The organism is Actinoplanes sichuanensis (assembly GCF_033097365.1).
Lineage (GTDB): Bacteria > Actinomycetota > Actinomycetes > Mycobacteriales > Micromonosporaceae > Actinoplanes > Actinoplanes sichuanensis.
In genome coordinates this window covers 9,496,346-9,518,576 of the sequence record NZ_AP028461.1, presented here as the reverse complement: position 1 = coordinate 9,518,576, position 22,231 = coordinate 9,496,346, and the positions used below count along the sequence as shown (strand labels likewise).

The window sequence follows — 22,231 nt, the reverse complement described above, 5'->3', positions numbered from 1 at the left end:
CGCCGTACCGCCGTACCGCCGTACCGCCGAATTTTCTAGGACTCGGACGCCTCGACGTCGCCCAGAGTCGCGGGTCGACGGCCTCCATCCGCATCCGGGTCCATGCTGGTCGGCACGTTGATCGTGGCCGGCGACTCCCATTCGATGTGCGCCGGTTCGGTGTTGGCCTGCCCGCCGAAATCAGCCAGCCAGGCCGCGACGAGAGCCAGGTTCTCCCGCCACTGCGACTCGGGTATCACCGGCAGAATGTCATCCCAGAGAGACAGGAAGGTGCCCCGCAACTGAAGCCGCCCATAGGGCCGAGCCAGGAACCACATGTGCAGGTGCGCCGAACCGTCCCCCCAACGATTCACGTGAACCCGCGCCACCCCGTCGAGCGACCGGATCGCCCGCTCGAGCCGAACCGTCATGACGCCCAACTCAGCCGCCAGCAGATTGGGCAGGTCGCCGAGGTCCAGGTGCGAACGGCATTCCAGAATCAAGACCATCGGCAACCCGGTCGGCCGATCCATGGCACGCACGCGCCATCTCTCACTGACCCAGATGTACGAGTCATCTGGCGTCCCGCAGGCCACACACTCAGAGCCGTCCTCCCCGCTCCGAGGCGGCTCCACCTCCACCGGCGGCGCGAGTTTCTTGACCCGCATATCACCCTCGAAGGGGAACGACGGCCACCGTGTGAAGTCAGGAAGGGAGGAGGTGTTCTCAGACACGACGTGACCTTAGCCCAGGCCAGGAGGGGCTGTCCCGGGTCAATTTCGCACGACGGAGGGACTCTCCCCATGTCGACGACGATGAAAATGAGTCCTTCCACACACCCGTCCCCAAGTTATCCACAGGAGTTATCCACAGGCACCCCCGTTTCACGTGAAACACGACGTAGAACGCTTGCGCACCCTGTGGATAGAGCCGTGGACGACCTACACAACATCGGCGTCGTTTCACGTGAAACACCAGCAGCCCCAGAATCAACAGGCACAACACACAGGTTGTGGATAGTGGCACTCACGCATGTCTCGGGCCTCATCCCGGAGCAATCGGAGGGCCGGCCGCATCCTCCACGGGCAGCCCACAAGGCACCCACCCGAACGTAAAGATCACCCGGCCCGGAAAACCCCAGAACCCCAAACGGACAGCCACCCATCCGCCCTAGCCCGCCGATCCGCCGTGCCCTGCCGGTCCGCCGTGGCCCGCCGGTCCGCCGTGGCCCGCCGGTCCGCCGTGGCCCACCGATCCGCCGTGGCCCGCCGACCTGCTCTGGACCGATGGACTTCGGCTTCCTCAGCGAGCTGCGCCAGCACGTGCAGTGGCGCAAGGGCCGACGCCGCCGATCTGCAGTGAACCCGCCTTACCCGCCCACGGCGGTGAGTAGCCCTCACTTCAGATCGCCCAAGTCTTGACCGCTCTGAACCGGGAACCCCGCAACCGCGGAACGCGCCACACGTGGAACCGCTCGCCACCCGGAAGCGCCCCGGAACCCAAAATGCTCCTGCCTCGAAACGGTTCGACCCAGACCCCTCTAGGGACCGGAATCCGTCCTGAGTAGGCATTGCCCCGTTCCGGATTCCGACCGTCACGGACCTACCGAATCTCGGACTGCCTGGATACCCACCGTTCCACGACGGTCTCGAATCCCAAGCCGCATGGACCGTGCCGCGCCGTCCTGAGTCCACCGGACTCCGCTAAGGATGGCTGCGCATCAAGTCTCTGCCTCACCACATGTGAAAGCTACTCGCTCGCCAACATGGCGTTCGCTCTCTTGGCGTGTCGCTCAAGCGCCAAGGCAGGCTTCAGAGGTCAACGTTGACGGCAGCCGACTGACCGCTGTCTCGCGCATCCTTGCCCGCCCGTATTCAAGACAGCGACGGCTGGGCTGGCCCACATCCGTTCCCGGTCATCCCATGCTGGCGCGGACACCCGTCACCCATCTTGACCGCCAGGTCGCCATCCCGCACTGATCGAGCCGCGGTAACCCACGCCATCCCACCGACCTCTAGCCGGCCATTCAGGCAGCGCTTCTCCCACCGGAGGCAGCCCACCCTCAAGAAGTCTGATCAGCCAATCGCGGCATGGCCCTCATGGAACTACTTTGCGCACCTGCTCAGCCGCCGGCTACCACAAGGCGGGGCAAACGCCCACAGTGCCGGTCCCCAACCGTCACCTGGTTTCTCCACCGGTTGTAGCCCTGCGCCTTCGTCAACGGCCACAGCGGCATGCAATCTCAAGCCCGAACCTAACCGGCGGAGCCGCCAGCAACCTGGTCCGGCAGGCGCCGACAACTTGTCACCCAGCCAGGCACCCCTAACCAGATCTGGGTCTCCTCGCTAAGCACTCATCTCAGCCCGAATGAAGCACCCGGCTTCCCGCAGAAGGTTTCACCGCGATGCCAACGATTCGAGAATGCCACCCCAGATCACCGCCCGCAGCTCCCGGAGATCAACGACGGTCAGAACCTCGCCGCGCCTTCACTCGTACTGCTTCCTCTCGCTCGGCCTGGAAGTCCGGCACACATGCCCCCGGCTTCCGTTAGATACGAGGCTCCGATCAACAAGCCACCGGAACACTTTCGATTCGTCACTCAACCGATTCGCCAGCGACCTGATCCCGGAGGACTCACAAATACTCAACTGCCACGCGCCGCGAACTCGGTCGTCATCACCCGCCATGGACTCCACCCATCACCCATCATGGACTCCGTCCGGCAGCCCCTGCGGGACATCACCCGCCATGGAACTCCGCTGCCTCCCACCGTGACGACCCAGCTGCCCCACCCGCCACAGAACTCGGTTACCACCCGCCGTGCAACTCCAGGTGTTACCAGCCGTGCGACTCCGGCTGCCGTATCCGTGTGACACTTCCGCCCGCCGAGCGACTTCCCCGGCCGCCCGCCTGACTTCAGCCGGCAAGCCGGCATGGGCGCCTCAATCCCAGCCACCATGACCTTCGGCGACCATCCGTCAGAAGCATTCACGCCTCTCGCAATCTCCTCTTCGCCACTTCCCGCCGGCAATGGCCGAAGCAAGGCAAGCACGCTAGCGGCGTGACTCGGCACAGCTTGATCGGACGTCGGAGCACCCAGTCGTGCGGCAGAGCCCTATCCCGTCTGAGCCTCCACTACGCCAACCCTCGGATCACCCAGATCGAGCATCGCTTCAGGCTCAAATGAGCACTGTTGATCGACACCAGTGCCATACGCGGTTCGATCACCAGTCAGGCACAGCAACCTTTCCCAAGACGCATCCCAGTGCCTTCATGACGTCTCTAGGAACACGTAAAGCCCGCGTCGGCGATGCGGACGCCTCCCGCTACCCCATCGATCACCCCGATGCCATGTCAGAGGACACCGTTCTACGGACTCTCCGAAGCCGGCGAGATCGCGTGCCTTCCCGCACCGTTTTCAGCAAGGCGCCACCTCTGTTGCCACGTCTCCGCGGTCCACCTTGGTCTCCAAGATGCGCAAACCCGTGCCCTTCCGGATACTCGGCAACGACCGGCTCAGGGACACCCGCCCAAGAAGGCTGGCGCAGAAACCCCGATGTCGCACTGCCAGATACGGCCTACCTAGATCACCTCGTTGGTGCCAGCACCAGATCCCGGCCGCTGGGGACCACGTTCAAGGAGCTTCCATCGCAGACCCCGACGCCCTCATCCGGTAGTCCTCTACGCGCCCGGCCAACCATCGAATCGACCTCAGATCAGATTCGCCATTCACCAGACCCTCGACCCGAGGGGTCCAACACCGGCCCGTTGAGTGGAGCTCTGTTGGTCACGGACCGGATCACTCGCCAGCCGTTCGCTACTTTTTGTGCCAGCCGCAGAGCCCCAGAACTCCGGCTACTAACCGGTCTCCATCCAGTCGTCGCTTCCGCAGCAGCCCGCCAAAGCAAGAACCTCGCGATTCAACCCGTTGCAGCGTCGATCAAAGACAGGGCTTATGTAGCTGACCGTTCGCAGTTTGCGGGTCTCTGACCAGGATCCATCGGATCCTCTGATCAGACTCGAGGTCGAAGGCCACACTCTCACCTCGGAGCCATTGAAGCGGAGATCCAGTTCCACACCGGTCACACCGCTCCGCTTCATACCCGCAGAAGGCGAACGCGATGACCGCTGGCCGTATACCAGCGTTACACGAGAGTGCCGCCAGCAGTCTGATCCAGGATCGAGAACCACCGCCCCCACCGCAGCCCCATGCATCCGACTCGTCGTCTGACTTAAGAACGTCCTTGCGGTTTCCGCCACTCGCCCGCAAGCAGCCAGCCGACAACCGCTCCCTCTAAGCCGTTAATCAATTCGCAGCCGCCATCCAGTCATCCGACCTGCAGGCCTCGGCTCGCCACCACCTCCGCTCAGACAAAGTGCGGCGCGGTGGCAATCTTCGACCATCAGGGCCGGCTAACTCGCAGACGAACGGCCGCCCGGTTCCATGCGGCTACCTCGTTTCCTAACTCGCAGGCGAACGACCGCCGAATTCGATGCGACTGCCTCGTTTCCTGACTCGTCGACTAAGTCATTGACCGATCCCGGCCAGCTCGACCCTCAACGTCACGACGACACCCAGAGCAATCCCGCCCCCAAGCGCCCCCGAAGCTAGCCACCCGCTCTTAGTCCGGTGAGAGCCCAGCAGCCCGAAGACTTCGGTCCAGGCGCAGCCGGTCAAGCCCTACTCTGGGTTCACCAACGCTGCCCCGACTTCCTCTGATCGCCTTTCTGATCCAAGCAAGTCCATGGGCGCCCACTGAACACTGTCCACCGGGCCCACCCGAGACTTCGCCCAAAGGGTGTCGGCTAAACGCATCAACACGTTCGAAGCATCGAGCGAGAAATTCGATCGCTCCAATCAGAAGTCTGGCCGCCCATCCGGCGTTTCACGTGAAACACCGGGCACCGGGCACCGGGCACCGGGCACCGGGCACCGGGCACCGGGCACCGGGCACCGGGCACCGGGCACCGGGCACCGGGCACCGGGCACCGGGCACCGGGCACCGGGCACCGGGCACCGGGCACCGGGCACCGGGCACCGGGCACCGGGCACCGGGCACCGGGCACCGGGCACCGGGCACCGGGCACCGGGCACCGGGCACCGGGCACCGGGCACCGGGCACCGGGCACCGGGCACCGGGCACCGGGCACCGGGCACCGGGCACCGGGCACCGGGCAAATCTCCCACACGGCTGTTTCACGTGAAACGGGGCGGATAATAGTTTCCGCACCGACCCCCTCACTGCACACCTAGCCGAGATGGGCCACGAGATCGGCCCTCGGCGACAGCGCGGGAGTTGCTCGGCTTTGTGATCAGACTCCACTTACTGCTGGCCAACACCGAGGAAGCGGCTTACCGTCGCCCAGGCGGCCCAGCTTCGACGGACGGCTTGTTTCAGCCGGCACGACCGGGACGACCGGCACGACAAACCCGGTTCCCATCCAAAGATTTGTGGCTTCCCGGCTTCCACAAGCCGTGTCGGGATAGGGATCTTCAATCGCTGACAGCCACACCTCTCCAACCGATCGGTCAACCTCAGGAAAAACCGGCATCCGACTGCAGGGGTTGGTCTTCGCGGAGCTGAGGCATTAAGTCAGCTAGCCAACTGGAAGGCGTGATTGGAAGGCACCAGCCCGGCGTACCCAGAACCGCTGAGGCACCTCATCACTGGCCCGCTCCACGTAAAGGAAATCAGCGACCGGGTGTGACGTCGCTGGCTCCCGCCGGCACTAAGAGGTTGGGAACACGAACACACATCGGCAGCCATCGCATGCCATCTCCCCGGCCTAGCATCCACTGCCAAGCAGTGCTCTCACGGACAGACCCCCTACCTGAGGTAGCGCCTCGCCGCCAGGTGCGTACAACCCACATCCGACTGCCCGGAGGTACTGCGGTCGAAGTAGATGGCCAGTGGCTCGAAAAATTCATTCCAGCAAGCACGAGGCAGGGCATACCTCGTCGGCGTGACTGAACAGCCAGTTGCTGACACGGGCCGCAGTCATCATGCAAGAGGACGGTTCACTCCAGCAAGTAGCTGGCGATGTTTCACGTGAAACCGGCCGTGTTGCGCGAACTCTGTCTATTTCCGCCCAGACGATAGAAGTCGCACGCTCCACTTGAGCATCTCGTGGCGCCTATATCCGGTACGCACCGACCGGCCTCATGGCACATTCCGCTCGCGGTGCTCTATCGCGAAAGCCCGACTCTGCGAACGAAAACGCCATGGCTTGCCATGTCCATACCCGCTGGCTTGAGGTCGTTTCCCGCTTCCGCGACCAAGACCACGGCAACTTCCATCGTTCCGATGCCTTGATTTGGCGGTCCCAGATAAGGCCGAAGACAGGGCGCAGACCGGCGATGAGACCGCACTCCCCATAGGCGATCGAAATGAAGCCCTTCCTAGAGGTGCCCCAAAGTCGGCATCGGCGCCTCACTGAACCAGGCCAGAAAGCCAGTCCGAGACGGCGGTACGCCATCCAGGCCAGGTATGTCGCTGGCACCAGTCCCAGATCTCGTCCGGTTGGATACACAAGCCTCCCGCTCGTAGCGCCCCTACCGGTCATCTTCCAAGGCCCGCCGCCGGCAAGACTTCCGGCTCGGCTCGGCTCGGCTCGGCTCGGCTCGGCTCGGCTCGGCTCGGCTCGGCTCGGCTCGGCTCGGCTCGGCTCGGCTCGGCTCGGCTCGGCTCGGCTCGGCTCGGCTCGGCTCGGCTCGGCTCGGCTCGGCTCGGCTCGGCTCGGCTCGGCTCGGCTCGGCTCGGCTCGGCTCGGCTCGGCTCGGCTCGGCTCGGCTCGGCTCGGCTCGGCTCGGCTCGGCTCGGCTCGGCTCGGCTCGGCTCGGCTCGGCTCGGCTCGGCTCGGCTCGGCTGACGATGATGATGATGCTCGTACCGGTCTCAGGCAAGCTCCGATGCGCACTCCAGACGGCCTCCGCCGCCCTCAACGTCATCCCAGTAAGCGGGCCGGACGACCGAAGACCGGCTCCGCGCCCCGGCGGAGGTTCCCCGCATCGTCGTTTCACGTGAAACCACTCCCCAAAAGCCGACGCGGATTCCAGGGCCGACCGGCCCTCATAGCGTCATCCGAAACCTCGCCACGTCGCCTTGAGGGGGAGTCAAGGCGCGGCCGGAGGAGCCTATCCACGCGCACCGGATCTCTGCTTCGGCGCACCCGCCAAAGTCAACTGCGACCCACGGAAGACCTCCCACCAAAAACAGAGCCAACCGCGCGTACCTCACAGAGCTCAACCCGTACACGAAGCAGCGCCACACAACAGAACGGACCTCGGTTGGTACCCAGGCCGAGCATCATTAAGGCCGGCCTCAGCCCTAACGCCGGGCAGCCTTAACCCATCTTGGTGGCCGCCTCCACGCCCTCGGACCGTCGCAGGCCTCCGCGAAGATCTCGCGCACCACCCCGGCGATGATCACAGGAGTGAAACAGTGACGTGGAGGCTGAAGGTGCCGTGTGCTAGCCGAGACCAAATCGGCTGGCCGCCCATGCAGCGAATTCGATCATCGGCAGGCGCGAGCAGCCAAACAGCCGAAGTGGCAAGTCAACGTCCAGAGAATAGGCGGCCAGTAACGGGCAACAGGCAGGCAGAGAGACCAAGAGACAGACACGCCGGCTAGGCCGGAGCCAATCTGGGTGGCGAGCCCCCAGACAGACAGACAACTAGTTACGAGCATCAGACAAAGCGGCACCGCACAGTGAGACCAACGCATCTGCGAACCTGTGGGCGAGGTGCCCCTGGCCGAGCCGTCGTTGGCCACATTCACCTAGGCCAAAGTCCGGCAAGCTCGGTCGTGCGGTGCTTTCAGCGACATGTCTGCGGCGGCAAAGTTCAGAGGAACGCTGACGCGCAACCGGCCACGAGATGATCTGTGACAGGCGCTAGAGGGGGCCAAGCGACGGGTGAAAGTCCGCCACGCCTCCAGAAGCGCGGACGGCCTTATCGAGCGCCGAACTAGCATCACCAGATCGCAAAAGGCGCGCAAGGCCGAGGGCATGGCTCAGATCGAGCCTAGACAGGCCCAGGAACGAGGCGCGCTCACCGAAAGTGCGGCACATGCTGACCGCGATTGCACCGCTTCTATACACCGATCCACTGGCCAGCCTGCCACTCTCCGAGAGACGCGCCACTGCCTCAAGATCGAATTCAACACCCGAGCAAGCGAGATCGTCGCGAGAGGAAGACGAAGACAAGAGGAAGGGGTACGGAGTGTGGAGTGGAAGCCGATACAGGAAGACTTCACGCGAAGTAACGCACCGCGGCGCCACCGCCAAGGACCACCCGGCAAACCAGCGGACACATACAGGAACACGGGTCGCGGGCAACACCACCGCGGGGGGTCGGGCACGACCGAAAACTCCGAAGACCAACCGCACTCAGACACAGCAAGCCGAAGATCCAAACGCAAGAACGATTCGTTTTCGTCACCGCGAGGCAAGCGCCCAACCGATCACGGTCCCCAGAACACGGTCAACCCGGTTCTGTCAGAACGATTCTCCTGAGATTTCGCGATCGGCCCCCGGCGCCAAACCGCCACTTCAAAACGCGAACTACATCCCGTTGTCCCCGAGCCCCAAGAGAAGCACAAAAAGAGGCGCGTGATCCCTCACGCGCCCCACATCAAGCTCTACAAGAAGCTCAATCCTCCGACGGCTCGCTGCCGTCCCGGACCGCGCCCTCTTCCTCAACCCCGATCATGCCCACGATCCGCTCAAGGTCATCAACGGTCGCGAACTCTATCGTGATCTTTCCCTTGTTCCGTCCGATGTCGACCTTCACCCGAGTGTCGAACCGATCGGACAGCCGCTCAGCCAGATCGTTCAAGGCCGGCGCGTGGACCTTGGCCCGCCGACTCGGCGCAGCCTTCTTAGCCGTCGGCTCCTCGGACGCCGCGAGATGCACGATCTCCTCGGTAGCCCGAACCGAAAGCCCTTCCCGAACGATCCGCTCGGCAAGCGCATCCTGAGCCGCACTGTTATCAAGCCCCAGCAACGCCCGAGCATGCCCCGCCGACAGGATCCCGGCGGCAACCCGTCGCTGCACAGCAGCAGGCAGGTTCATCAACCGGATCGTGTTGGAGATCTGCGGCCGGCTACGTCCGATCCGCCGGGCCAACTCCTCGTGCGTGGCCCCGAACTCTTCAAGCAACTGCTGATAGGCAGCCGCCTCTTCAAGCGGGTTCAGATTGGCGCGATGGATGTTCTCGAGCAGAGCATCCCGGAGCATCGCGTCATCGGGAGTGTCCCGGACGATCGCCGGGATGGTCTCGCGCCCCACAGCCTGGGCCGCACGCCACCGGCGCTCACCCATGACCAACTCATAGCGGCCGTCGCCAAGCTCACGCACGACGATCGGCTGGAGGAATCCGACCTCCTGAATCGAGGTCTTGAGCTCCTCAAGGGCCTCTTCGTCGAACACGTGCCGCGGCTGCTTGGCGTTCGGCTCGATCACCGAAACCGGCAGCTCGGCAAACCGGGCACCAGGAACCGGCGCAAGGTCCGGCTCAGAGGATGCCCCGTCCGAGTTCGACGAAGCAGCGTCCGGCTGCACGGGCACCGAAATGGCCGGCCCGGTAGCAGCAGGCCCGGGGGTTGGCGCCGACGAGACAGACGGCGACGACGCGACAGGATCCGGATCCGGCAGCACCTCGACCGGAGCCGCCGCTTCACCGGCGGGCGCCGTCGGGATCAGTGCGCCCAGGCCGCGGCCCAGGCCACCCCGCCGGTTCTTCATGCCGTGCCTCCCGTATTGACCCCACGAACGGCGAGTTCCAGGGCAGCCTCGAAGTAGCTGGTGGCTCCTCGTGAACCCGGATCGTAGGTCATCACCGACTGCCCGTAGCTGGGAGCCTCCGATACACGCACGTTTCGGGGGATCACCGCGTTCAGCACCTTTGCACCGAAGTGATTCCGCACGTCCTGTTCCACCGCATCTGCCAGACGCGTACGCCTGTCGTACATCGTCAGCAAGATCGTAGAGACATCGAGGGTGGGATTGAGGTGCTGACGCACCAGGTTGATGTTGTTGATCAGCTGATTGAGACCTTCCAGCGCGTAGTACTCGCACTGAATCGGTATCAGCACCTCCTGCGCCGCGCACAGGGCGTTGACGGTCAGCAGCCCCAGCGACGGCGGGCAGTCGATGAAGACGTAGTCGAACTTCTCCGGGTGGCCGGCGATCGCTCGGGCCAGCCGTGATTCACGGGCCACCACCGAGACGAGCTCGATCTCCGCACCGGCCAGGTCGATCGTTGCCGGCACGCAGAACAGGTTCGGAATGCCCTCGACCGGCTGCGCGACCTCGGCCAGCGGCACGTTGTCGATGAGGCAGTCGTAGACGTCCGGCACGCCGGCGTGGTGCGGCACATTCAGGCCGGTGGACGCATTGCCCTGCGGGTCCAGGTCAACCACCAGCACACGGTTGCCGTGGAGCGCGAGCGCCACAGCGAGGTTGACCGTCGTGGTCGTCTTCCCGACGCCGCCCTTCTGGTTGGCGACGCAAATCACCCGCGGGTGGTCTGGGCGCGGCATGATGATCTCGCCGCTCGGGTTGAGGATCTGCACAGCTCGCAACGCTTCCATAGCAAGGGGCGGATCGTCCTCATCCGCCGCTGGCGTTTCACGTGAAACATGCTCGGTCGACTGAACCGGCGCCCCTGAAGAAGGAGCGCTCGACGAAACAGCGCCCTGGCTCGGCATGGGCGCGCCGTATTCATAAGCGAGTCGAGGCTGCGGAACGTCGCCAACGTGCGGCCCGCCCACGCTCACTCCCGACGGCCTGTCGAGAGGCGACTCGGTTTCACGTGAAACACCGTACTCATGCACCGCTTCATCCCTGATGGCTAGGAAGGGGTTGGCCGGCAGAACGTGGCTCCTGCACGGGAGACACTATCGACATCCGGCCAGCCTACGGGTGTCGGGCATGTGTCGCCATGGTCGTCTGTCCGACGAAGCGACCTCAATGTCGTTCCATCGTCTTCCAACAACGCCCCGAACACCATGACGCCGGGCACAAGCTTGCCGCGAACATGCGACCCACACCCAACGGCTCGCTTCGCTTCCCGAAAATCAACACCACAGAGGGGGTACGGCCAAACAGTGAAAGCCCTGAGCCGGACGTTGAGCACGCTACAGACCCATCTCTACCCCCAAGTAGCTCCGCGCACCCAACGTCGACGTCAGGCCCTCTGAACCGGCTGCAGGCGCCGCCTACGGACTCACCCGCGACGAGATCGCTTACCGCCGCGAGTCGAAGCCGAACGACGCCCCGGCACCACATGCCGCTCTTTGACGATCTCCACAACAGTCGTAGGCGGATCGATCAGCCCATCACCACATAGCCGGATCGACGCCGTCCCACCACCGAGCGCCGTGACCGCAGCCGCATGCTCAGCGATCTCCTCAGCGGCCGACGATCCCTTCATGGCCAGAAGCCGCCCACCGACGGCAGCAAGCGGCAGACACCACCCAGCGAGCTTGTCCAGAGCGGCTACAGCCCGAGCGGTGACCACGTCAGCCCCAGGCACCTGCCCGACGACCTCTTCCGCCCGGCCGCGGACAACCGTGATGTTGTCCAACTCGAGAACGACAACCGCTTCCTCAAGGAACGAGGTACGCCGGGCGAGCGGCTCGACCAGTGTGATCGCCAGATCCGGACGGGCGATGGCCAACACGAGACCGGGCAACCCCGCACCGGAACCGACGTCCACCACGCCGGCGCCGGCCGGAATCATCTCGGCCATCACCCCGCAGTTGACCAGGTGCCGTTCCCAGAGCCGAGGAGCCTCACGCGGCCCGATGAGCCCACGCACGACACCTTCGGTGGCGAGGAGCTCGGCATACCGGCCGGCGAGTTCGAGCCGATCTCCGAAAACGGTGAGAGCAGAAGCAGGGGGTTCGGCGGGGAAAGACGACGGCCCGGGCGTGACATCGCCCGGGCCGGAGTCACCCGCGCCGTAGCGGGTATCCGTCACGATCAGTCCGCCACACGCACCACGATGCGCCGGTTGGGCTCGACGCCTTCGGACTCGCTCTGCACGCCCGGGATCGCGTTGACGACGTCGTGCACACACTTCCGCTCGAACGCCGACATCGGCTCCAGGCGTACCGGATCGCCGTGTTCTTTGACCTTCTCGACCGCATTGCGGGCGACCGCGGCGAGTTCCTTGCGGCGGGCGGCCCGGTAGCCGCCGATGTCGAGCAACAGCCGGCTGGGCGATCCGGTGGCCCGGAAGATCGCGAGACGGGTGAGTTCCTGAAGCGCTTCGAGGGTGGCTCCGCGCTGGCCGACGAGCGGCTGGAGACGGCCGCCGACGACCTCGACCATCGGCCGGCCCGCGGAGACGAGCTCGTCGATGTCGCCGTCGTAGTCGAGGATGTCCAGCAGCCCCTCGATGTAGTCCGCAGCGATCTCGCTCTGGCGGAACAGGTCGCCGTCCGAGGCGACGCTCTCCGACTTCTTGCCCTCTTCAGCCGGAACGGCCGAATCGGTGGCGGCCGGCTCGACAGCGGAGGCTGACGAGTCGGCGGAAGGGGGAGTGCTGGTGTCGGTCACGGTCTCATCTCCGTTGTGTTCGGGCCGGACCTAAGTCGGTCCGCTGTTCCCGCGCGGTGAAACGCGGGGAGGTCACTGAAAACCGAGGGGAGCGCTCGGGCGCTCCGTACGAGCACCCGAGCCGCGATCATCCCTTGGGTTTGTTCGCCGGTCGGGCGCCCTTCTTGGGATTCACCGGTTTGGCACCCGGTTTGGGCGCGAGGGCCTTGGTGTCGACGACCGGGCTGACCGGCTCGGCCTCGGCCTTGCGACCGAACAGGCCACCGGTACGGGCCGGCTGAACCGGGCTCTTGGGGCCACCCGAGGTCTTGGTGCCGGCGGCCGGGCGGGCGCTGGTGCCACCCTTGTTCGCCATCTGCGGCGGCGGGAACTTACGCAGCACCCACTGCTGCTGGGCCAGGGTGAACAGGTTGTTGGTGACCCAGTAGATGACCACACCGATCGGGAACAGCGCGCCGGAGAACAGCAGCGTGAACGGGATGCCGTAGAGCATCAGACGCTGGATCATCAGCTGCTGCGGGTCCTCGGCCCAGCCGGTCTTGAGGATCATCTGGCGCTGGGTGAGGAACGTGGTCGCCATCATCACGAGGACCAGGACCGCAGCGAGGATCTTGACCGTGGTGCCGTCGGCACCGAGCGCGGCCAGCTGCTCGGCGGACGACCCGAACTTGGCACTGATCGGCACGTTGAACAGGTGAGCCTGGAAGGCGCTGTTGAACTGCTCCAGCGGCCAGCCGTACAGCTGCTTGTTCTCGTCGGAGAGACCGGGCTTCAGGTGCTGAAGCACGTGGAAGAGCCCGAAGAAGACCGGAATCTGCAGGAACATCGGAAGGCAGCCCATCAGAGGGTTCGCCTTCTCCGTCCGGTACAGCTCCATCATCTCTTTCTGGAGCGTCTCCCGGTCACCCTTGTGCTTCTCCTGGAGCGCCTTGACCTTCGGCTGGAGCGCCTGCATGGCGCGCTGGCTCTTGATCTGCTTGACGAAGACCGGGAAGAGGATGATCCGCAGGGTCACCACAAGGAAGATGATCGCGAGGATCCAGGCCCAGTTCGTGCCGATCACGCGGTCGTCGGGTATGCCGATCGCATCCCACAGGGAATGCCAACGCAGAAGAATCCACGAGATGGCGTAGTAGATCGGGTCGAGACTCAATCTAATCTCCAGTCACATCGGCAGGACGGTGACGGATCGGGTCAGGCACCGGGTCATACCCGCCAGGGTGGAAGGGATGGCATCGTAGGAGCCGCCAGATCGCCAGGCCCGTCCCCCGCAGGGCGCCGTGTCGCGCCAGGGCTTCCTGGGCGTAGGCACTGCACGAGGGGTAGAACCGACAGCGTGCCGGCAGCGCCGGACTCAAGTATCGACGGTACGCGACGACCAGAGCGGTCAGGAGCCGGGCGGGCAGGCTCATCGTGGCCGCCGGGGTCTTCGGGCCGACGCGAGCGCGCTCTCCAGATCGCCGGCGAGAGCCGCGGACGTTGCGCCGGCGGACGGCGGCAACGCGCGGATCACCACGGTCGCCCCGGCCGGCAGGTCGTTGAGAAGCGGCCGGACCAGATGACGTAAACGCCGCTGGACCCGGTTGCGGACGACGGAGTTGCCCACCGCTTTGGACACGACAAAGCCGGCGCGCGCCGTGGAGGCGAACGCCGGCTCGTCGATAAGCAGGTGGACGACCAGGGTTTCGCGGCCGGCTCGACGGCCACCGCGAATCGCTGCGGCGAAGTCCGCGCTACGCCGCAGTCGTTGCGCCGCGGCAAGCACGACTACCTGGGCATTCCGACCGGACTAGCGGTCGGCTCAGGCCGACAGCTCGCCGCGGCCCTTGGCCCGGCGGGCCGACAGGATGGCACGGCCGGCACGGGTGCGCATGCGCAGCCGGAAGCCGTGGGTCTTGGCACGCCGGCGGTTGTTCGGCTGGTAGGTGCGCTTGCTCACGTCAAAACTCCGTCTTCGTACTACGACTCTGGGGGCATCATGCGCTGCAAGACGCCACTTTAGCAGAGCGCGGCGGAGCAACCGCCCAACCCTACGCAGCCCCCTTGACAGGGTCAACCATATCCTGGGTCGGCACGCCGACATGGGCGTGCACCTTCGTCCGACCAGGTCTTTCCACGCCCGAAGTGAATCTTTTCTTAGCTCTGGGCAGGGGATGGCCCGCACGGCGGTTGTAGTCGACCTCTCACCGCTGTTAGCGTGCGCGGTTGCTGGTCTTACCGGCCGTTCGCAGACCGCGGGGCGGCGGCCAAAACCGGACAAGCAGGTGGATCGTTCGCCACGGTGAGCCTGTTTACCGCCCGCGCCACTACAGGCTCCGGTAAATCTGCCGACCGTCCGGCCGGGAGCGGCCACCGGCACCGCCACGGGTTGTGGATAACCTGTGGATAGCCGGTTGGCGCCGTGCGTGTTCAGCACGTTAACTGTGCTGGGTTCGGGGGAGCCGAGAGGCACAGGCTAAAGGCCGGACAAGGCCCACCGGGGGTCGGTGGCGATGGGGGTGGCGCGGCGGTGGCCGATCAGGTCGACCTGGGCACGTTGTGGCGTGACACGTTGGACGAGTTGTCCGACGAGATCGCGTCACGGCAGCAGCGCGCCTATCTACAGTTCACCCGCCTACGGGCCATCGTCGAGGACACCGCCCTCCTATCGGTTCCGGACACGTACACCCGAGACATCATCGAGTCCCGGCTGCGCCCGGCGATCACCGAAGCCCTGACGAAGCGGCTCAGTCGACCCATTCAGGTGGCGGTCACCGTCCGCCCTCCGGAGGACGGCTCGGGGATGCCCGGGACGGTCTACGGCACGCCAGCCGAGCAGGCCGCCCCGATCGCCGAACCACAGCCGCGGCACTACGCCGAGTCCGGACCGTATGCGGAGCCCGGGCCGTACCAGCCGGAGCTGCCCGGATACCCCTCCGGTCCGCAGCGGATGCCCGAGCCGCCGTATCAGCAGGCCGCCTTCGGTCCGGCCGAGCACGCGCCCGAGCCGTACCCGACCGGGTCCGCACAGCATTCGGCGCCGCAGGCGCCGTACTCGCGTGGCGTGCCGACCGCCCGCGACGGCCAGGAGGCGCTCTTCGCCGACCCGATGCCGCAGCAGATCCCGCAGCCCCCGGTGAACCGGTCGCCGGCGACACGCCCGGCCGAGCAGGAGACGCCGAACGACGCGGTCGCGCACCGGATGGCAGCCGACGCGGCCCAGCTGCGCGACAACCGACGGCACCCGGACGACAGGCCGATGCCCGGCCCGGACCGGCGCGACGACATGCCGGTGCGGGCCGGCGACAACGGCCCCGGACGCCCGCCGGTCGACCTACGCGGTCCCGGTACGTCCCCGCGCCCTGGTGGGCAGGACGGCAACCGGCTCAACCCGAAGTACATGTTCGAGACGTTCGTGATCGGCTCGTCCAACCGGTTCGCGCATGCCGCATCGGTGGCCGTCGCCGAGTCACCGGCGAAGGCGTACAACCCGCTCTTCATCTACGGCAGCTCCGGGCTGGGCAAAACCCACCTCCTGCACGCGATCGGTCATTACGCCACCACCCTGGGGCACGCGCGTTCGGTGCGCTACGTGTCGACCGAGGAGTTCACCAACGATTTCATCAACAGCCTGCGTGACGACAAGACGCAGGCGTTCCAGCGCCGCTACCGCGACGTCGACATCCTGCTGATCGACGACATCCAGTTCCTGGAGAATCGCGAGCGGACGCAGGAGGAGTTCTTCCACACGTTCAACACGCTGCACAACGCCAACAAGCAGATCGTGATCAGCTCGGACCGCTCACCGCGCCAGCTGGCCACCCTCGAAGACCGGATGCGTACCCGCTTCGAGTGGGGTCTGCTGGCCGACATCCAGCCACCGGACCTGGAGACGCGAATCGCGATCCTCCAGAAGAAGGCCGCCCAGGAGCGGATGTACGCCCCTGACGACGTACTGGAATTCATCGCGTCCCGGGTCTCCAACTCGATCCGCGAGCTCGAGGGCGCGCTGATCCGGGTGACCGCGTTCGCCAGCCTGACCCGCTCGCCGGTGCAACTCTCCCTGGCCGAGGAGGTGCTACGGGACTTCATGCCGGACGGCGCCGGCCCGGAGATCACCGCCGACCAGATCATGGTCTCCACCGCCGACTACTTCGGCGTCAGCCTGGAGGATCTGCGCGGCCATTCCCGCAGCCGGGTCCTGGTGAACGCCCGCCAGGTCGCGATGTACCTCTGCCGCGAACTGACCGATCTCTCGCTGCCGCGAATCGGCCAGGCCTTCGGCGGCCGAGACCACACCACGGTCATGCACGCCGACCGCAAAATCCGGCAACACATGGCCGAACGCCGGTCCCTCTACAACCAGATCGCCGAACTGACCAACCGAATCAAACAAAACACCTGATTTGGTACGGCCACCCGCCGATCAACCGCACCACTCCGCTCTCACCTGGCGTTTTCGGCGGGGCTGCCCACTCCCGGCAACCCCGCCGCCGCCGGGCTGCCATTCCCCCACGGTCACCCCATTCCCCGCCCCCAGCACACGGGCAAACGGCTGGATGGTCACGCCGTTCCCAGCCGGTTCCGTTGACTGCCACCGCCGACCAGCCGACCCCATCAACGTGCCGACAAACCACAGGTGACACACCAGCTCGACGCCGTTGTGTGCCGGCCCCGCAACGCGATCCGTAAACCCGCGGCCCAAGACGCGACGCGATCCGATCCGATTCGAGACGCGACCCGACCCGGCCCGACCCGCGTCGCGACGCGGCGCCACCCGACCCGACCCGACCCAACCGGACCCGACCCGACGCCACCCGACCCGAGACGCGACGCGACGCCACCCGACCCGAGACGCGATCCGATCCGATCCGATCCGATCCGATCGAGATTCGAGACGCGATCCGATGCGCAAAGTCATCACGCAGCACGCCCGGAACGCCGTTCGGCCGACCAGCGATCTTCGAACCGCAGATGGCCACGCCGCTGATGCATCTGGTGTTCACCATCGGATCCGGGCATCGCGGCAGGTGCGATCGACGTGCTCCAACCGCCGGCGTGGCGACCCCAACTGGGCACGCTGGGCGCTCGACACCGGTACATGCCGCCTTGAGTCGCAAGACGAAACCACAGGTAGAACCGCAGCACGCCCCACGTCGCCGAAGGTCGGTCTACGAGGCGATGCAAACCACACGCCGGCCCGCTGCGCATTCGGCGTAGGTGTGGGTCGGCCACCGGCGTGGGTAGGGCCTCTGGCGAGCACGGCGCAGACGGGTAAACGCGGAGACCGCGGGTGGCCACGCCCGTGAGCTGCTGCCGAAGGGCTTGCTGTCGGAGGGAAGAAACGGTGGCCGGCCCGCTGGTGGTTCGGGTGGGGATAGGGACCACGGCCTCAGCCCGGCGGTCGCGTTTCGGCCGGGAGTAGGTGGGTGATCGCGCTGACAGCCAGGTGAGGTGTGGAAAGGCTCAGCGGCGGGTGCCCGTACCCGATGAGGGTTTGAAGCTTTCGGCAGCCGGGCATGGGCGGTGGCCGGACAGCTCGGGAAAGGGTGACCGGACGCGTCGGTGGCGGGGTTTCCACAATCCACAGGCTTGGGATTCCGGAGGTTCGAAGTGCCCAGGCGCGCAGGGACGGGCTTCGACGGCTCGACCGGCCGATTTCGGGTTTCCCACAGGCTTTCCACGATCGAGTGAATAGGCTCTGACCTGCCTAAACTCGCGAATCCGTGAGTTGTCCACCGGTTCTACACGGGGTTGTCCACAGGTTATGCCCAGATCATCCGCCGATCAGGCAGGCATAGCCGCAGCTCAATGCCTACTTCCAAGGGGCCTCAATGGCCGATTGTCAACGTCGGGACGTGACAGCTTCGTGCCAACGTTGTCCACAGCTGTCCACAGGCATCCACAGCCTGGATCCCCAGACGGTGGAAATCTCCCGACAGCCTTGTCCACAGATGTGCGTAAACCCTGGGGAAATCGATGTGGACAGACACGGAGGGTGACAAAAGATCACACAGGCTGTGGACGGCTGTGGATTACCTGTTGAAGGTTCTGGGGACGACGAGTCGGTAGCGTTCCTGCGTAATCCACAGCGCAGGGGATAGAACCGGTGGATTACCGGTGGATAGCCTGTGGACGACGGTGGACAACGCTCGCCGCGTCGGGAACTGTGGACACGGAGCCCTAGTTGTACCCCGGTTATCCACCTGTGAATCACCGGTGGATAACTCGGTGACCAGGGAAAACTCGGGTTCTCCACAGTATGCACAGGCCCTATGAAGACGACTAGTTATCTCTTCTAAGAAAACAAAAACCAATCATCAGCGTTGTGGAAGGTGTGGATCCGCGCCTCGCGGCTTGCCGTGGACCGGCCCTCAAGAAGCACCGAGAAGCAGGGTTGGGGCTCTGCGGTCCGGTCGGTGTAAGAAGGCGGACCGGGGTCGGGCACGCAACAGCAGCACCGGAGCCATAGAGTTCAGTCGGGGTCCATGCCCCTGTATGAGGACGCATCGCGGAGGACAGCATGAAGTTCCGGGTGGAGCGAGACGCGCTCGCCGACGCCGTGGCCTGGACAGCCAAGAGCCTGCCCAGTCGGCCCTCGGTGCCGGTGCTCGCCGGCGTCCTGCTGCGGGTGACCGATGGCCGCCTGCAGGTGTCCGGCTTCGACTACGAGGTCTCCAGCCAGGTGACGGTCGAGGTGCAGGCCGACGCGGACGGCGCGGCTCTGGTCTCCGGTCGCCTGCTCGCCGAGATCACCAAGGCGCTGCCGGGTAAGCCGGTGGACATCGCCGCCGTCGGCGCGCATCTCGAGCTGGTCTGCGGGAGTGCCCGTTTCACCCTGCCCACGATGCCGGTGGAGGACTATCCGACCCTGCCGGATATGCCGACCAGTGCGGGCACGATCGACGCCGCTACGTTCGCCTCAGCGGTTTCCCAGGTGGCGATCGCCGCGGGCCGTGACGAGACGCTGCCGATGATGACCGGTGTGCGTCTGGAACTGAACGGTTCGAACATCGCCCTGCTGGCCACCGACCGATACCGGCTGGCGATGCGCGAGATCGAGTGGACCCCGGAGGACCCGGAGATCAGCCTCAACGCGCTGGTCCCGGCGAAGACGCTGAACGACACGGCCAAGGCTCTCGGCCCGATCGGCGGTGCGGTGACGCTGGCGCTCGCCCAGGGCAGTGCCGGTGAGGGCATGATCGGTTTCGCCGGTGGCGCCCGCCGTACGACGAGTCGCCTGCTGGACGGTGCGAACTATCCGCCGGTGCGCTCGCTTTTCCCGGCTTCGCACAACGCCGAGGCCCGGGTCGCGGTGTCGTCGCTGGTCGAGGTGGTCCGACGGGTCGCCCTGGTTGCCGAGCGCACCACTCCGGTGCTGCTGAGCTTCAGCGAGGACGGCCTGGTGGTCGAGGCCGGCGGCACCGAGGAGGCGCGCGCCAGCGAGGCGATGGAGGCCGAGTTCACCGGTGAGCCGCTGACGATCGGTTTCAACCCGCAGTACCTGATCGATGGTCTGCAGAACCTGGGCGCTCCGACGGCGATGCTGTCGTTCGTCGACGCGTTCAAGCCCGCTGTGATCTCGCCCGCTGGCGAAAGCGGAGAAATCATCCCGGGTTACCGCTATCTGATCATGCCGATCCGGGTCACTCGCTGATACTGAGCTTGAACCAATCGCTCATCTAGGGAGATCACCATGCAACTCGGCCTGATCGGTCTCGGCCGCATGGGTGGCAACATGCGGGAACGACTCCGTGCAGCGGGGCACGAAGTCGTCGGATACGACCAGAACCTGGAAGTAAGCGACGCAGCAAGCCTGTCCGAGCTGGCTGAGAAGCTGGCCGCGCCGAGGGTCGTCTGGACGATGGTTCCGTCCGGGAAGATCACCGAGGACACGATCAACCAGCTCGCCGAGGTTCTCGAGGCGGGCGACATCATCATCGACGGCGGAAACTCCAAGTTCACCGACGACGCCCCGCGGGCCGAGCGGCTGAAGGCCAAGGGCATCCACTACCTGGACGTCGGTGTCTCCGGCGGCGTGTGGGGCATCAAGAACGGCTACGCCCTGATGGTCGGTGGCGACGCCCCGCAGGTCGAGCACTGCAAGCCGATCTTCGAGGCGCTCAAGCCGGTCGGTGAGTTCGGGTTCGCGCACGCCGGCACCCACGGGGCCGGGCACTACGCGAAGATGGTGCACAACGGCATCGAGTACGGCTTGATGCACGCGTATGCCGAGGGCTACGAGATCCTCAAGGCGTCCGAGTACATCCATGACGTGCCCGCCGTGATCAAGAGCTGGCGGGAGGGCAGTGTCGTCAAGTCGTGGCTGCTCGATCTGCTGGACCGGGCTCTCGACGAGGACCCGGAGCTGGACGCGCTGAAGGGTTACGCCGACGACACCGGCGAGGGCCGCTGGACCGTCGACGAGGCCGTGCGTCTCGCCGTGCCGGCGCATGTCATCGCGGCGTCGTTGTTCGCGCGTTTCCAGTCCCGTCAGGACGACTCGCCCGCCATGAAGGCCGTCGCCGCGCTGCGTCAGCAGTTCGGTGGACACGCCGTCAAGCGCTGATCCATGCACGTACGCCGGGTCGAGCTCACCGACTTCCGTTCGTATGAGCGGGTGGCGGTCGATCTCGATCCCGGCGTGTCCGTGCTGGTCGGGCAGAACGGCATGGGCAAGACCAACCTGGTCGAGGCGCTCGGTTATGTGGCCACTCTGGACAGTCATCGGGTGGCCACCGACGCGCCGCTGGTTCGGGCTGGTGCCGCTTCGGCGGTGATCAGGTGCGCGATCGTCCATGAGGGACGGGAGCTGCTGGTCGAGCTGGAGATCGTGCCGGGCCGGGCGAATCGGGCCCGGCTCAACCGGTCGCCGGTGCGCCGTCCGCGGGAGGTGCTCGGCGCGCTGCGGATGGTGCTGTTCGCACCGGAGGATCTGGAGCTGGTCCGGGGTGACCCGTCGGAGCGCCGACGCTATCTGGACGATCTGTTGGTGGCCCGGCAGCCGCGGTTCGCCGGGGTACGGGCCGACTACGACCGGGTGGTGAAGCAGCGCAACGCCCTGCTGCGCAACGCCTACCTGAACCGCAAGGTGGGCGGCACTCGCGGGCAGGACCTGTCGACGCTCGAGGTGTGGGATCACCATCTCGCCCATCACGGCGCCGAGCTGCTGGCCGGGCGGCTGGAGCTGGCGGCCGCGCTGTCGCCGCATCTGACGAAGGCGTACGACGCGGTCGCTCCGGGCCGGGGTGCGGCGGCGATCGCGTACGCGTCGCGGCTGGGCGAGTCGTTGCAGGCGGACCGGCCGGTGCTGGAGGCGGCGATCCTGGAACGGTTGCGGGAACGGCGAGTCGCGGAGATCGAGCGGGGCATGACTTTGGTCGGCCCGCATCGTGACGATCTCGCGCTGAGTCTCGGTGACCTGCCGGTGAAGGGGTATGCGAGTCACGGCGAGTGCTGGTCGTTCGCGCTGGCGTTGCGGCTGGCCGCCTACGATCTGCTGCGTTCGGACGGGATCGAGCCGGTGCTGGTGCTCGACGATGTCTTCGCCGAGCTGGACGGGTCGCGCCGGGAACGGCTGGCGGCGCTGGTCTCGGACGCGGCACAGTTGTTGGTGACGTGCGCGGTTCCGGAGGACGTGCCGGCGAGCCTGAGTGGTGCGCGCTTCGACGTCGTGACGGGGGCGGTGAGCCGTGTTTCCTGACGCTG

General features: G+C 65.8%; 13 protein-coding genes and 1 pseudogene. 4 read left to right on the top strand and 10 right to left on the bottom strand.

The annotated features are described in order from the left end of the window. Positions 1–50: 50 nt before the first annotated feature. The 10 genes and pseudogenes from Q0Z83_RS43765 to rpmH form a co-directional block, all read right to left on the bottom strand. A pseudogene (locus Q0Z83_RS43765) lies at positions 51–713 on the bottom strand (hypothetical protein); the annotation flags it as partial. A gap of 4,081 nt (positions 714–4,794) precedes the next feature. Next, positions 4,795–5,151 (bottom strand): hypothetical protein, encoded by a 357-nt coding sequence (locus Q0Z83_RS55985; RefSeq protein WP_396349877.1) that lies wholly within the window; start codon positions 5,149–5,151, stop codon positions 4,795–4,797. Positions 5,152–8,629: 3,478 nt separating this feature from the next. Beyond that, positions 8,630–9,724 (bottom strand): ParB/RepB/Spo0J family partition protein, encoded by a 1,095-nt coding sequence (locus Q0Z83_RS43760; protein WP_317789377.1) that lies wholly within the window; start codon positions 9,722–9,724, stop codon positions 8,630–8,632. Beyond that, positions 9,721–10,815, bottom strand: coding sequence for a ParA family protein (locus tag Q0Z83_RS43755; RefSeq protein ID WP_317789376.1), 1,095 nt, complete (start codon positions 10,813–10,815; stop codon positions 9,721–9,723). The genes Q0Z83_RS43760 and Q0Z83_RS43755 overlap by 4 nt, the downstream gene beginning before the upstream one ends. Before the next feature lie 392 nt (positions 10,816–11,207). Continuing rightward, a complete protein-coding gene (gene rsmG, locus Q0Z83_RS43750) occupies positions 11,208–11,963 on the bottom strand; it encodes a 16S rRNA (guanine(527)-N(7))-methyltransferase RsmG (RefSeq protein ID WP_317789375.1) in 756 nt (251 codons plus the stop codon). A 2-nt stretch (positions 11,964–11,965) separates the two neighbouring features. Further along, positions 11,966–12,544, bottom strand: a complete 579-nt coding sequence (locus Q0Z83_RS43745; protein ID WP_317789373.1) for a Jag family protein — start codon at positions 12,542–12,544, stop codon at positions 11,966–11,968. 127 nt (positions 12,545–12,671) lie between these two features. Then, positions 12,672–13,697: a membrane protein insertase YidC gene (gene yidC, locus Q0Z83_RS43740; protein ID WP_317789372.1), complete on the bottom strand. Its 1,026-nt coding sequence runs from the start codon at positions 13,695–13,697 to the stop codon at positions 12,672–12,674. A 1-nt stretch (position 13,698) separates the two neighbouring features. Further along, positions 13,699–13,956 carry a membrane protein insertion efficiency factor YidD gene (gene yidD / locus Q0Z83_RS43735; RefSeq protein ID WP_317789371.1) on the bottom strand — a complete coding sequence of 86 codons (258 nt, stop codon included), beginning with the start codon at positions 13,954–13,956 and terminating at the stop codon, positions 13,699–13,701. Continuing rightward, a complete protein-coding gene (gene rnpA / locus Q0Z83_RS43730) occupies positions 13,953–14,309 on the bottom strand; it encodes a ribonuclease P protein component (protein ID WP_317789370.1) in 357 nt (118 codons plus the stop codon). Before rnpA ends, yidD begins: the two co-directional genes overlap by 4 nt. A 36-nt stretch (positions 14,310–14,345) precedes the next feature. Further along, positions 14,346–14,483, bottom strand: a complete 138-nt coding sequence (gene rpmH / locus Q0Z83_RS43725) for a 50S ribosomal protein L34 (protein ID WP_093620811.1) — start codon at positions 14,481–14,483, stop codon at positions 14,346–14,348. Positions 14,484–15,053: 570 nt separating this feature from the next. On the opposite strand from rpmH, the gene dnaA reads away from it, so the two are divergent. From dnaA to recF, 4 genes are all read left to right on the top strand, one after another. Continuing rightward, positions 15,054–16,928: a chromosomal replication initiator protein DnaA gene (gene dnaA / locus Q0Z83_RS43720; RefSeq protein ID WP_317789368.1), complete on the top strand. Its 1,875-nt coding sequence runs from the start codon at positions 15,054–15,056 to the stop codon at positions 16,926–16,928. A 2,118-nt stretch (positions 16,929–19,046) separates the two neighbouring features. Further along, positions 19,047–20,180: a DNA polymerase III subunit beta gene (gene dnaN, locus Q0Z83_RS43715; protein ID WP_317789367.1), complete on the top strand. Its 1,134-nt coding sequence runs from the start codon at positions 19,047–19,049 to the stop codon at positions 20,178–20,180. 39 nt (positions 20,181–20,219) lie between these two features. Beyond that, the gene (gene gnd, locus Q0Z83_RS43710) at positions 20,220–21,092 is read left to right on the top strand and encodes a phosphogluconate dehydrogenase (NAD(+)-dependent, decarboxylating) (RefSeq protein ID WP_317789366.1); all 873 of its coding nucleotides are present in this window, start codon (positions 20,220–20,222) and stop codon (positions 21,090–21,092) included. Between the two features lie 3 nt (positions 21,093–21,095). Beyond that, positions 21,096–22,226, top strand: coding sequence for a DNA replication/repair protein RecF (gene recF / locus Q0Z83_RS43705; RefSeq protein ID WP_317789364.1), 1,131 nt, complete (start codon positions 21,096–21,098; stop codon positions 22,224–22,226). Positions 22,227–22,231: the final 5 nt, after the last annotated feature.

What these genes read in the sequence shown, in the direction of transcription:
- Q0Z83_RS43760 (WP_317789377.1), bottom strand. Translation starts at nt 9,724, where the DNA reads ATGAAGAACCGGCGGGGTGGCCTGGGCCGCGGCCTGGGCGCACTGATC.
- yidD (WP_317789371.1), bottom strand. Translation starts at nt 13,956, where the DNA reads ATGAGCCTGCCCGCCCGGCTCCTGACCGCTCTGGTCGTCGCGTACCGT.
- dnaN (WP_317789367.1), top strand. Translation starts at nt 19,047, where the DNA reads ATGAAGTTCCGGGTGGAGCGAGACGCGCTCGCCGACGCCGTGGCCTGG.
- gnd (WP_317789366.1), top strand. Translation starts at nt 20,220, where the DNA reads ATGCAACTCGGCCTGATCGGTCTCGGCCGCATGGGTGGCAACATGCGG.
- recF (WP_317789364.1), top strand. Translation starts at nt 21,096, where the DNA reads ATGCACGTACGCCGGGTCGAGCTCACCGACTTCCGTTCGTATGAGCGG.